Annotated in this window: 9 protein-coding genes and 1 pseudogene; 9 read left to right on the forward strand and 1 reads right to left on the reverse strand. The window is 66.7% G+C overall.

Annotated features, from left to right (window positions below; all coding sequences use genetic code 11):
• Nucleotides 1-11: 11 nt before the first annotated feature.
• From AWC14_RS19220 to AWC14_RS19240, 5 genes and pseudogenes are all read left to right on the forward strand, one after another.
• Nucleotides 12-814, forward strand: a pseudogene (locus AWC14_RS19220) (enoyl-CoA hydratase-related protein).
• Complete coding sequence (locus AWC14_RS19225; RefSeq protein ID WP_045373984.1) at nt 811-1,530, forward strand: SDR family NAD(P)-dependent oxidoreductase; 720 nt, start codon at nt 811-813, stop codon at nt 1,528-1,530. Before AWC14_RS19220 ends, AWC14_RS19225 begins: the two are co-directional and overlap by 4 nt.
• Nucleotides 1,527-2,699, forward strand: a complete 1,173-nt coding sequence (locus AWC14_RS19230; protein WP_142281754.1) for an acyl-CoA dehydrogenase — start codon at nt 1,527-1,529, stop codon at nt 2,697-2,699. The genes AWC14_RS19225 and AWC14_RS19230 overlap by 4 nt, the downstream gene beginning before the upstream one ends.
• Nucleotides 2,696-3,838, forward strand: a complete 1,143-nt coding sequence (locus AWC14_RS19235; RefSeq protein ID WP_045373990.1) for an acyl-CoA dehydrogenase family protein — start codon at nt 2,696-2,698, stop codon at nt 3,836-3,838. Before AWC14_RS19230 ends, AWC14_RS19235 begins: the two co-directional genes overlap by 4 nt.
• Nucleotides 3,839-4,468 carry a TetR/AcrR family transcriptional regulator gene (locus tag AWC14_RS19240; protein ID WP_045373993.1) on the forward strand — a complete coding sequence of 210 codons (630 nt, stop codon included), beginning with the start codon at nt 3,839-3,841 and terminating at the stop codon, nt 4,466-4,468. It abuts the gene before it with no gap.
• Between the two features lie 6 nt (nt 4,469-4,474).
• On the opposite strand, the gene kasB is transcribed toward AWC14_RS19240, so the two are convergent.
• Entirely contained in the window at nt 4,475-5,743 is a 1,269-nt protein-coding gene (kasB, locus tag AWC14_RS19245) for a 3-oxoacyl-ACP synthase KasB (RefSeq protein ID WP_045373995.1), read from the reverse strand.
• 182 nt (nt 5,744-5,925) lie between these two features.
• Here kasB and AWC14_RS19250 point away from each other — a divergent pair, with 182 nt between their 5' ends.
• From AWC14_RS19250 to AWC14_RS19265, 4 genes are all read left to right on the forward strand, one after another.
• Nucleotides 5,926-7,416, forward strand: a complete 1,491-nt coding sequence (locus AWC14_RS19250) for a cytochrome P450 (protein ID WP_081967973.1) — start codon at nt 5,926-5,928, stop codon at nt 7,414-7,416.
• Nucleotides 7,417-7,445: 29 nt separating this feature from the next.
• Nucleotides 7,446-8,426: a YihY/virulence factor BrkB family protein gene (locus AWC14_RS19255; protein ID WP_057003144.1), complete on the forward strand. Its 981-nt coding sequence runs from the start codon at nt 7,446-7,448 to the stop codon at nt 8,424-8,426.
• 40 nt (nt 8,427-8,466) lie between these two features.
• Nucleotides 8,467-9,324 (forward strand): SDR family oxidoreductase, encoded by an 858-nt coding sequence (locus AWC14_RS19260; protein ID WP_045374001.1) that lies wholly within the window; start codon nt 8,467-8,469, stop codon nt 9,322-9,324.
• A gap of 61 nt (nt 9,325-9,385) precedes the next feature.
• Entirely contained in the window at nt 9,386-12,175 is a 2,790-nt protein-coding gene (locus AWC14_RS19265; RefSeq protein ID WP_045374004.1) for an aminotransferase class I/II-fold pyridoxal phosphate-dependent enzyme, read from the forward strand.
• The last annotated feature ends 6 nt before the right edge of the window (nt 12,176-12,181 follow it).

The following is a 12,181-nucleotide window of genomic DNA, read 5'->3' on the forward strand; positions in this document are numbered from 1 at the left end:
ATTCGCTCAGAATGAGCTCTGATTCACCATACGAGGACATCACTTACGAGATCGACGCCGCCGCCGCGGTCATCACGATCAACCGGCCGGAGCGCTACAACGCGTTTCGCGGGAAGACCGTCGAGGAATTGGTCAAGGCGTTCCGCGCAGCGTGGGCCGACAACCGCGTGTCGGCGATCATCCTGACCGGGGCCGGCGACAAGGCGTTCTGCACCGGTGGCGACGTCAAGCAGCGCGCAGAGACCGGCGACTACGGCCCCACCGAGAGCGGCATGTTCGAAATCGGCTACTTGCACAAGCTGATTCGCGATGTGCCCAAGCCGGTGATCGCCGCGTCAACGGTGTCGCGGTCGGCGGCGGGCATGTACTGCACGTGCTGTGCGACCTCTCGATCGCGGCCGAGCATGCGACGTTCGGACAAGCCGGGCCGCGGGTCGGGTCATTCGACGCAGGATTCGGATCGGCGTATCTGGCGCGGGTGGTCGGCGAAAAGCGGGCGCGGGAGATGTGGTTTTTGTGTCGCCGGTACGACGCCGCCACCGCCGAACGCTGGGGACTGGTCAACTACGTGGTGCCCGCCGAGAAGTTGATGACCGAGGCCAAGGCCATTGCGGCCGAGATCGGCGAGAAGAGCCCGACTGCGCTGCGGTTCCTCAAGCAGTCGTTCAACGCCGACACCGACCACCAGGCCGGCTTGTCCAATCTGGCGATGTCGGCGCTGGAGATCTTCGTGCACACCGACGAAGGTATGGAGGGTGCGCGGGCATTCGCCGAGAAGCGTCCCGCCGACTTCGGGAGGTACGTGACGGCATGAAACTCGCATTAGTCACCGGCGCCGGATCGGGCATCGGCAGGGCGATCGCGCTGGGCTTCGCCGCCCAGGGCGACCGAGTCATTGCCGCCGACCTCGATCTCGCCGCGGCCCAGACCACCGCCAAGGAATACCCGGAGTTGATCACCGCGCTGCCGGTCGACGTGGCCGACCGCGCCCAAGTGGACACGCTGCGGGACCGGGCACCCGGTGTGCCCAACGTCGTCGTCAACGCCGCCGGCTGGGACCGCACCGACCAATTCCTCAACGCCACAACCGAATTCGCCGAAAAGGTGGTGGCCATCAACTACCTCGGTCCGGTACATGTGTGCAGCGCGTTCCTGCCCGGCATGATCGAGGCCGGCGGCGGCGGACGCGTGATCAACCTGGCCAGCGACGCCGGACGGGTCGGCAGCGCCGGTGAAACCATCTACGCCGGCGCCAAGGGCGGCGTCATCGCGCTGACCAAGTCACTGGCCCGGGAGATGGCCCGCTACCAGATCACCGTCAACTGCGTCTGTCCCGGCCCGACCGACACCCCCTTGTTCGCGGCCCAGCCGGAAAAGCTGAGAGAGGCTCTGGTCAAAGCGATTCCGTTTCGGCGGCTGGCCCGGCCCGAAGAGGTCGCCGCGCCGGTGCTGTTCTTTGCCTCCGAGGCCGCGTCGTTCATCACCGGCCAAGTGATCAGCGTCAGCGGCGGCCTTACCATGGCCGGATGATGAGCTTCGACCCGCTGGACCCATTGGCGCTGGACACGTTGCTGTCCGACGACGAGATCGCGGTGCGCGACACGGTGCGGCAGTTCTGCGCCGAGCACGTCACCCCCTATGTCGCCGACTGGTTCGAGGCCGGCGACCTGCCGGTGGCCCGCGAGCTGGCCAAGCAGTTCGGCGAACTCGGCCTGCTGGGCATGCACCTCAAGGGCTACGGCTGCGGCGGCGCGTCGGCGGTGCACTACGGGCTGGCCTGTACCGAACTGGAGGCCGCCGACTCGGGGATCCGGTCGCTGGTGTCGGTGCAGGGGTCGCTGGCCATGTTCGCGATCTGGAACAACGGCTCCGAGGAGCAGAAGCAGCAGTGGCTGCCCGGCATGGCCGCCGGCGAGCTGCTGGGTTGCTTCGGGCTGACCGAACCCGACATCGGCTCCGACCCGGCGGCCATGAAAACCCGGGCGCGACGCGACGGTTCGGACTGGGTTCTCAACGGCCGCAAGATGTGGATCACCAACGGCACGGTGGCCGACGTTGCGATCGTGTGGGCAACCACTGACGACGGGATCCGCGGATTCATCGTCCCCACCGACACTCCGGGGTTTTCCACCAACACGATTCACCACAAGCTGTCGCTGCGGGCCTCGATCACCTCCGAGTTGGTGCTCGACGACGTGCGGCTGCCGCAGGACGCGATGCTGCCGGAGGCGAAAGGCCTCAGGGGGCCGCTGGCGTGCTTGTCCGAGGCGCGCTACGGCATCATCTGGGGCTCGATGGGCGCCGCGCGCTCGGCGTGGCGGGCCGCACTCGACTACGCCACGCAGCGCACCCAATTCGGCCGGCCCATCGCGGGTTTCCAGTTGACTCAGGCCAAGCTCGTCGACATGGCGGTCGAACTGCACAAGGGCCAGCTACTCTCGCTACACCTGGGCCGGCTCAAGGACAGCGCCGGGTTGCGTCCCGAGCAGGTCAGCTTCGGCAAGCTGAACAACACCCGCGAGGCACTGGAGATCTGCCGTACCGCGCGAACCATCCTGGGCGGCAACGGGATATCGCTGGAATACCCGGTGATCCGGCACATGGTCAACCTGGAATCGGTGCTGACTTACGAGGGCACCCCGGAGATGCACCAGCTGATCCTGGGGCAGGCCATCACCGGCATGGACGCGTTCCGATGAGCCTGACCTACACGTCCGAGCATCACCAGTTCCGGGAGCTGGTACGCGGTTTCGTGCAGCAGACCGTCGTGCCGGCTCACGAGGCCTGGGAGAAGGCCGGCTGTGTGGACCGTTCCCTGTTCACCGAGGCCGGCAAGCTTGGGCTGCTTGGGTTCTCGGTGCCCGAGGAGTTTGGCGGACCGGGTGTCGACGACTTTCGTTACAACGCAATTCTGGTCGACGAGCTGCAGCGGGCCGGGGCGGCCGCCGAGGCCGTCGGCTTGTCGCTGCAAAACGACATCGTGCTGCCCTATCTCACCGACCTGACCACTGCCGAGCAGAAACAGCGGTGGCTGCCGGGTGTGGTGTCCGGCGAGACGATCATAGGCATCGCGATGACCGAGCCGGGTGCCGGCAGTGACCTGGCCGGGATCCGCACCACCGCAGTGCGCGACGGCGACCACTACGCGGTCAACGGCGCAAAGACCTTCATCTCCAACGGGCAGATCGGCGATTTGTTCGTCGTCGCAGTCCGCACCGGCCCCGATCGGCACAAGGGGCTGTCGCTACTGGTCGTCGACCCGAACACGCCGGGTTTTTCCCGCGGCCGCAACCTCGAGAAGATCGGGCTGCACGCCCAGGACACCAGCGAGCTGAGCTTCACCGACATGCGGGTCCCGGTCGAAAACCTGCTCGGGGAGGAAGGCCGCGGCTTCTACCAGCTGATGAACAACCTTCCCCAGGAACGGCTTTCGCTGGCAGTGGGCGCAGTCGGCGCGGCCGAAGGGGTGCTGGCCGAGACGCTGGAGTATGTGCGCGGCCGGCAGGCGTTCGGTTCACCGATCGCCGGCCTGCAGAACACCCAATTCGTGCTCGCCGAGCTGGCCACCGAAATCGATGTCGCCCGAACATATCTCGACGACTGCATCGCCGCACACCTGAACGGTAAACTCACCGCCGCCCGCGCCGCCCGGCTGAAATGGTGGACCACCGAACTGCAGGTGCGCGTCGCCGACCGCTGCCTGCAGTTGCACGGCGGATACGGCTACATGCGCGAATATCCGGTGTCGCGGGCATTCGTCGACGCGCGCATCCAGACCATCTACGGCGGCACCACCGAGATCATGAAGACGATCATCGCCAAGGACCTGGGCCTGTAGATGGCCACCGATTTCGCCGATCTGCCGGTCGAGGAGGCCGTGCGCGCCGCCCGGGCCAGCTCGCGGCGGCGCCAACTGCTCGACGCCGCGGTGAAAGTCATGGGGCAGAAGGGCTTTCACCAGATGTCCATGCAGGACCTGGCGGCCGAGGCCAACGTCAGCGTCGGGCTGATCTACAAGTATTTCGGCGGCAAGGAGGATCTGCTGCTGGCCACCATCGTGCGCATCCAGGACGCCTTCCGCGACCAGCTCGCGCCGGTGATGGCGGCCGCCGGCGACGACGTCGTCGCGCAGCTGACCGCCGGCATCCGGCGCTACATCGAGATCGTCGACGAAAATCTGGACGCGGTGGTGCTGACCTACCGGGAGAGCCGCACCCTGGATACGGCCGGGCGCGCGCAGATCAAGGAACTCGAGATCGCCACCGCAGCGCCGCTACGCTCGGCGATCGAGGCGGGCATCGCCGACGGCACATTCCAGGCCGTCGACGTCGACCTGGTGGTCTTCGACATCATGCTGCTTGCGCACGGATGGGCGCTGAAACAATGGCATTTCGGGCCCAACTACAGCCTCGACGACTACATCCGCCTGCAGACCCGCCATGTGCTCGGCTGGCTGACCGCGCGCTGATCGCGGTCAGTACTTTCCGAAGGCCAGCGCGACATTGTGGCCGCCGAAACTGAAAGAGTCCTTGATCGCGTATCGGTAGCTGCCCGGTCGCGGTTCCCCCGCCACGACGTCCAGATCGATCTCCGGATCGAGGTTGTGCAGGTTCAGCGTCGGCGGGATGACGCCGTCCCGCAGCGCCAACACGGTCAGGATCGACTCCACCGCGCCGACGGCGCCGATCGAATGACCCAGCGCTGCCTTCGGCGCGTACACCGCCGGCCGATGGGCACCGAACGCGTTGTTGATCGCCTTGGCTTCGGCCTGGTCCCCGAAGACGGTGCCGGTGGCGTGCGCGTTGACGTGGTCGATGTCGGTCGGGCGCAGCCCGGCGAGTTGGATCGCCCGGGTGATCGCCTGCCCGGCCCGCACTCCGTTGGGATCGGGCGCCACGATGTGGTAGCCGTCGGAGGTGATGGCCGCACCCATCAGCCGGGCCAGGATCGTCGCGCCGCGGGCCTTCGCGTGGTCCTCACGCTCGACGACGAGCAGCGCGCCCGCCTCGCCGAACACGAACCCGTCGCGGTCCTTGTCGAACGGGCGACACGCGCCGGCGGGATCGTCGTTGTTGGTCGACAGGATGCCCATGTGCGCGAACGCCGCGATCGGCACCGCCTCGATCCGAGTCTCCACGCCGCCGCAGATCGCGATGTCGGCCTCGCCGAGCACGATCTGCTGCCAGGCCCGCGCGATCGCCTCGGCCCCGGAGGCGCAGGCCGACACCGGCGTGATGATCCCGGCCCTGGCCTGGCGTTCCAGCCCGACCCACGCGCTGCCCGAGTTGGGCATCATCATCAGCACGCCCACCGGGTTGACGGCCTTGAGGCCGCGCGCGCGGATGTCGTCGTAGCCGAAGACCATTTCCTCGGTCGAGCCCATCGCGGTGCCGATCGACACCATCAAGCGGTTGGGATCGACCTCGGGTGAGCCGGCGTTCGTCCACGCGCGCCGGCCGAGCACGACGGAGATCTTCTGCAGAAACAACATTCGGCGAAGCTCGACCCGGTTCAGCTCGGCGTCGAAATCCTCGAGCAGATGCCCGCCGATGCGCACCGGCGCGTCGAACTGCTCGACGAACGGGTCCTCCAGCTTGCGGATCCCGCTCTGGCCGTCCAGCAGCTTTTTCCAGGTGCCGTCGACATCGGTCGCCAGGGCGGTCGACATCGCGACGCCGGTGACGACGACATCCGGGAAACCATTGCCCGTCGAGAACCCGGCCACAGCGTTGCTTGCTTCCATTCCCGGCCTTCCTTGGACGTTTCGCCCCATCCGATTACCCAAGGGTCTAATACCCACGACCGTAGCCCTGCCTACCGATTTGGCCACCGAACCCGGGCCCCGGCGTGGGCGGGCGCAAGCCGTAGACACGGCTTCGGAACCGGCGGTACCGTATACCGGAGGTACTGGGAAGCGAGTGGCCTATGCACGCTGAACGCCCACAACTCCATCCCCCGCGCTGGGCGCCGAGCTTCGTCCGGTGGCAGCACACGAAGGTCGGCTGGATCACCGCGTGGCGACTGGCCCTGGCTGGTATCTGGGCCGGCTACCGGCACACCATCTTCGACTACGCCGCCCGGCTGCCCGGCCAGGACGACATCATCGTGGCCCGCGCGCCGCTGTCCAAGTTCGTCGTGGTGCGCAACCCCGACATCGCCCGTCACGTCCTGGTGTCCAACCAGGACAACTACGCCAAGAGCGCCGAATACGACCTTCTGGCTGTGGCTTTCGGCCGCGGCCTGGTCACCGACCTGAACGACGAGCTCTGGCAGCGCAACCGCCGGCTGGTGCAGCCCATTTTCGCCAAGCGCAACGTCGACGCGCTCGCCCCGCAGATGACCGCCGCCGCCGTCGCCGCCGCGGACCGCTGGCAAGACCGTGCCGGCCAGCCGCTCGATATCGCGGCCGAGATGAACTACATCACGATGGACGTCATCGCCCGCACCATGTTCGGCATCGACCTGACCGGCGAGCTGGCCGAGCAGATGCGCGTCGACTTCGCCCGGCTGCTCACGATTTTCGGCTACGGATTCATCGGCGGAGGATCACGGCCGCTGCGCTGGATTGCCGACAGGCTGCGCTCGCCGCGGCTGGCCATCAACGCATTGCGCTGGGAGGCAGCGATATTCGCGCCTCGCACAATACTGGGGCTGCGGCGCATCGAGCGTTTTTTGGATCGCCTGATCGCCGACTACCGCAGCGGCGCGCTGGCCGGGACCGACAACCTGCTGGCCCTGCTGATGGCCGCCGAGGACCCGGAAACAGGCTATCGCTACACCGACTTGGAGATCCGCGACGAGCTGATGACCTTCCTGGGCGCCGGCTTCGAGACCACCGCGGCAGCGTTGGCCTGGACGTGGTACCTGCTCGGCGAAAACCCTGATGCCAGAGCAGAACTCGGCCGCGAGCTCGACGAGGTGCTGGGCGGCCGCGAACCGACGGCGGACGACGTCGACAACCTGCCGTGGACGCAGGCGGTGGTCGCCGAGGCGATGCGCCGCTACCCACCGATCATGGGATTGGCCCGGGTGGCAAAGGGCGACGACGTCCTGGGCGACTACCCGATCAAGGCCGGCACCACCGTCGCCGTCCTGATCCACGGCGTCCACCACAACGAACGCTTCTGGAGCGATCCGTACACGTTCGACCCGGGGCGGTTCTTGAAGGAGAACTTCGAGCCGCGGCAGCGCCGCGCCCACATCCCGTTCGGCGCGGGCAAACGGATGTGCGTCGCTTCCGGCTTTGCCACCCTGGAAGCCACCCTGATCGTCGCGACGCTGGCCCAGCGCTTCGAGCTCGACCTGGTTCCCGGCCAACAGTTACGCCGGGAACTGACGTTCACCGGCGGACCCGACGGCGCGCTGATGATGACGCCGAAATCGCGCCGCTACGAACGCGCCTCGAAACGCGCCTAACCGCGACGCTTTCTGGGTATGCCCAGTGGGTGAACCCGATTGAGCGCGCCGCCCGCGGCTTCGACGGGTGGCAGCAGCGACACCCGGTGGTCGGTTTTCCGATCGCGGTGGTCAAGAAGTTCAGCGACGACCAGGCCGGCTATCACGTGTCGCTGTTGGCCTACTACAGCTTTGTCGCGGCTTTCCCGCTGCTGCTGGCACTGACCGCCATTGCCGGCGTGGTGCTGCGGTCGCATCCGAAACTCCAAGAGCACCTGGTGAATTCGGCGTTCGCCGAGTTTCCCATCGTCGGCGGGCAAATCCACCAACAGCTCGGGGTGGCCAACTTCGGCAACTCCTTGTCGCTGACCATCGGCATTCTCGGCTCGCTGTACGGGGCCCGCGGCTTCGCGTATTCCCTACAGAACACGCTCAATACGCTGTGGGCCGTTCCCAAGGTCGACTGGCCCGGATTCCCGAACAGGTATGTGCGCACGATCGGGACGCTGCTGTTGATGGGGCTGATCGTCGTGGTCACCGGCGCATCGAGTGCCGCCGCGGTGAAAGCGGCGTCGTGGGGCTTCGACGGCATAGCCGCCCGGACCGTCAGTTTCGTCGTCGGCACCGCGCTGGGCACCGGCTTCTTTCTGGCACTGTTCCGTGTCGCGGCGTGCGGGGAGGTGGCCACCCGCGCGATGCTGCCCGGGGCGGCGATCAGCGCCGCGGCGTGGCAGTTGCTGCTGACCGTCGCCGGCGTGGTCGTCGCGCACCAGCTGCGCCATGCCCAGGCGGTGGCCGGATTCTTCGGCGTGGTGCTGGGGCTGCTGGCGTGGCTGGCGCTGCAGGCGACGGTGATCGTCTACGCGATCGAGATCGACGTGGTCCGGGTCAATCGGCTGTGGCCGCGCAGCATCGTGCAGCCGCCCCTGATCGAGGCCGACAAGGAGTACTACACGAAGGCGCTGCGCACCGAGACGCGCCGTCCCGAACAACGGCTCGACATCGCCTACGAATCCGACGAGCCGGACTGATCTTCCGCTACCGAACTTGACACCTGTAAAGTCCGTCGGCATGGACAACATCAGGGGTAAGACCGTCGTCATCACCGGTGCTGCCCGCGGGATTGGGTACGCGACCGCCAAGGCGCTGCTGGCGCGCGGGGCGCGGGTGGTCATCGGGGACCGCGACGTCGACGTCCTTGAACAGGCGGTCAAGGAGTTGAGGAGCCTGGGCGCGGTATCGGGTCATCCGCTCGACGTCACCGACCGGGAGTCGTTTGCGGCGTTCCTCGACAAGGCCCGCGCCGACGGTGGCGGCCACGTCGACGTGCTGATCAACAATGCCGGGGTGATGCCGGTCGGGCCGTTCCTGGAGTTGTCGCAGGACGCGATCCGCTCGTCGATCGAGGTCAACTTCTACGGCGTGCTGACGGGTTGTCAGCTGGTGCTGCCCGAGATGGTCAAGCGGCGCAGCGGGCACATCGTCAACATCGCGTCGATGGCCGGCATGGTGGCGGTCCCAGGCCAGGTGGTCTACGCCGGCACCAAGTTCGCGGTCGTCGGGCTGTCCTCCGCGATGGCCGACGAATTCGCCCCCCAGGGCGTCGACGTCACCGCGGTGCTGCCGACATTCACCAACACCGAACTGATTTCGGGCACCACCACCACCGCCGCGACCAAGCCGGTACAGCCCGAGGATGTGGCGGCAGCGATCGTCAAGGTGCTCGACAAGCCGAAACCCCAAGTGTCCGTTCCGGGTTTGTCGCGATACGTCGGATTACTGACCATGTTGCTGCCGGTGCGGGCCCGTCGCTGGCTCGGCAAGAAGGCAGGCACCGACACGGTGTTCCTCAACCTCGACAGCACCGCGCGGGCGGCTTATGAGAACCGTGCCCAACACGCGACCGGCGTCGTCGAGCACAAGGACTAGAAAAACCAAACCTGAACTGCGCAGTCGGCCTAGCCTGGTCCCATAGGGGCTGGAGGCTGAAATGGCTGACGTAAATCCGCACGCGTACAACACCGCATGGCAATTCCGGGCCGACGCCTGGTGCCGTCTCGAGGAAGCAAGCCGGCGGCTGTCGATCAGCGCGGCGCGTGGCAACGATCTCACGGAGTTGGCCGACCTCGTCGACGGGCTGTTGTCCCAGCTGCGGCCGTTCGAACGCTACTGGGCGTTCCCCGGCATCCATGTGTTCGGGCAGACCCACCGCCTGTTCGCCACCGGTGCATACGAGATGTTCGGCAGGGCGGTGTCCAAGATCAACCGGGCGCTGGTCACGGAGTCCTACCGCAGCGGGTTGCTGGCGTCGCCGCTGGAAAGCGAAAGCGACACCCTCGGTGCGGACGAGGGTGCGCTCGAGGTGCTCGGGCTGCACCGTTCCGGTCGGCCGTACTTCGAGTTGCTGATCGTCGCGACGATGACCGAGGCGCAGGAACGCGCGCTGCGCAACGAGATTCACGCCCGTCGCCGCCCGGACGACGCGTTCGTCTACGAGATCGTGGTCGTCGGCAGCGGCGACGAGGCGGTGATCGCCGCCCGGCTCAACGCCAGCGTGCAGGCATGTGCGATCACGCGGCGGTTCGCGCACCGCTCGCGCCGCGACCTGTCGGCCCTGTCGCACTTCGTGGACGCGCACATCGCCGAGGATCTGGCCGAGCATTCGCCCGAAGAGCGGGCCGCGATCCTGGCCAACGCCATCAAGGACAGCCGCCCCGAGATCGACATGTACCTGATCACCGAGCTCGAGGTGGAGGACGTCGCCGCCCGGCTCGGGCATCACTTCCGGCGGGTGTTCCACGGCGGCGAGGCCGGACTCGACCAGCACCTGTCGCTGCTGGAAGGCATCGCCGCGCGCTATCGCACGCCGTTCTTCTCCGCGCTGCGCGAATACAGCCACCGCCCGACCGGGGTGTTCCACGCGCTGCCGATCTCGCAGGGCAAGTCGATCGTCGGCTCGCACTGGATCTCCGACATGATCGACTTCTACGGCCTGGAGGTGTTCCTGGCCGAAACGTCGGCCACCTGCGGCGGGCTGGACTCGCTGCTGGAGCCCACCGGGCCGCTGCGGGAGGCGCAGGCGTTGGCGGCCAAGACATTCGGATCGCGACGGACCTACTTCGTCACCAACGGCACGTCGACCGCCAACAAGATCGTCGAGCAGGCGCTGGTGGCGCCCGGCGACATCGTGCTGGTGGACCGTAACTGCCACCAGTCGCACCACTACGGGCTGATGATGGCCGGCGCGCAGGTCACCTATCTGGATGCCTATCCGCTCAACCAGTATTCGATGTACGGCGCGGTGCCGCTGCGCGAGATCAAGTCCCGGCTGCTGGCGCTGCGGGCCGCCGGAAAGCTGGACCGGGTCAAGCTGTTGACGCTGACCAACTGCACCTTCGACGGCATCGTCTACGACGTCGAGCGAGTCATGGAAGAGTGCCTGGCGATCAAGCCGGATCTCGTATTCCTTTGGGACGAAGCATGGTTCGCGTTCGCCCGGTTCCACCACGTCTATCGCAAGCGCACCGCGATGCATGCGGCCCGCGCGATCCGCGAGCGGCTGCGGTCACCGGAATACCGCAAGGCGTACCTGGACTACGCCGAGAAGATGGCCGGCGCCGACGACGAAACGCTGCTGAACACCCGCCTGCTGCCCGACCCGGCCGGTGCCCGGGTGCGGGTGTACGCGACGCAGTCCACGCACAAGACACTGACCTCGCTGCGGCAGGGATCCATGATCCATGTCTACGACCAGGATTTCGACCAGAAGGTCGAAGAGCCGTTCCACGAGGCCTACATGGCGCACACGTCCACGTCGCCGAACTACCAGGTGCTCGCATCGCTGGACATCGGGCGCCGGCAGGCCGACCTGGAAGGTGTGGAGCTGGTGCAAAAGCAGGTCGAGAACGCGATGCAGCTGCGCGACGCGATCGACAAGCACCCGTTGCTGAGCAAGTACATGCATTGCCTGTCGACCGGGGAGATGATCCCGTCGCAGTTCCGCCCGTCGGGCCTCGATCAACCGCTGCGTACCGGGCTGCGCAACATGGCCACCGCGTGGGAGCAGGACGAGTTCGTGCTCGACCCCAGCCGGATCACGCTGTACATCGGCAACACCGGGATCGACGGCGAAACCTTCAAACGCACCGAGCTGATGGACCGTTACGGCGTGCAGATCAACAAGACGTCGCGCAACACCGTGCTGTTCATGACGAATATCGGCACCACCCGCAGTTCGGTGGCCTATCTGGTGGAGGTCTTGGTCAACCTCGCGCGAGAGCTCGACGACAAGATCGCCGACATGAGCCTGACCGACCGCTCGCATCACGAGCGGGCCGTGCTGAGGCTGACCAGTCCGTCGGCGCCGCTGCCGGACTTCAGCGGATTCCATTCGTGTTTCTTGGAACACGACGGCGACGGCGGTGAATCCACGCCGGACGGCGATGTGCGGCGAGCGTTCTATCTCGGCTACGACGACACGTTCTGCGAGTACCTGTCCGCCGACGAGGTGGACGAGCGGATGGAGTCCGGCCAGCAGGTGGTGTCGGCCACGTTCGTCACCCCTTACCCGCCGGGATTCCCGATTCTGGTGCCGGGACAGGTCTTCAGCCGGCAGATCCTGTCGTTCATCCGTGCGCTGGATACCAAGGAGATCCACGGTTACAAGCCACATTTGGGCTTCCGGGTGTTCACCGCCAAGGCGATGGAGATGGCCGAGGCCAGTGTGCGGCCGTGGAGCCGACTCGGTAAGGCCAGCGCCGCAGCCGCCGAAATCGCCTGAGAGAGG

Source organism: Mycobacterium kyorinense (genome assembly GCF_002101735.1).
In the GTDB taxonomy this organism is placed as follows: domain Bacteria; phylum Actinomycetota; class Actinomycetes; order Mycobacteriales; family Mycobacteriaceae; genus Mycobacterium; species Mycobacterium kyorinense.

What these genes read in the sequence shown, in the direction of transcription:
- AWC14_RS19225 (WP_045373984.1), top strand. Translation starts at nt 811, where the DNA reads ATGAAACTCGCATTAGTCACCGGCGCCGGATCGGGCATCGGCAGGGCG.
- AWC14_RS19230 (WP_142281754.1), top strand. Translation starts at nt 1,527, where the DNA reads ATGATGAGCTTCGACCCGCTGGACCCATTGGCGCTGGACACGTTGCTG.
- AWC14_RS19235 (WP_045373990.1), top strand. Translation starts at nt 2,696, where the DNA reads ATGAGCCTGACCTACACGTCCGAGCATCACCAGTTCCGGGAGCTGGTA.
- AWC14_RS19240 (WP_045373993.1), top strand. Translation starts at nt 3,839, where the DNA reads ATGGCCACCGATTTCGCCGATCTGCCGGTCGAGGAGGCCGTGCGCGCC.
- kasB (WP_045373995.1), bottom strand. Translation starts at nt 5,743, where the DNA reads ATGGAAGCAAGCAACGCTGTGGCCGGGTTCTCGACGGGCAATGGTTTC.
- AWC14_RS19250 (WP_081967973.1), top strand. Translation starts at nt 5,926, where the DNA reads ATGCACGCTGAACGCCCACAACTCCATCCCCCGCGCTGGGCGCCGAGC.
- AWC14_RS19260 (WP_045374001.1), top strand. Translation starts at nt 8,467, where the DNA reads ATGGACAACATCAGGGGTAAGACCGTCGTCATCACCGGTGCTGCCCGC.
- AWC14_RS19265 (WP_045374004.1), top strand. Translation starts at nt 9,386, where the DNA reads ATGGCTGACGTAAATCCGCACGCGTACAACACCGCATGGCAATTCCGG.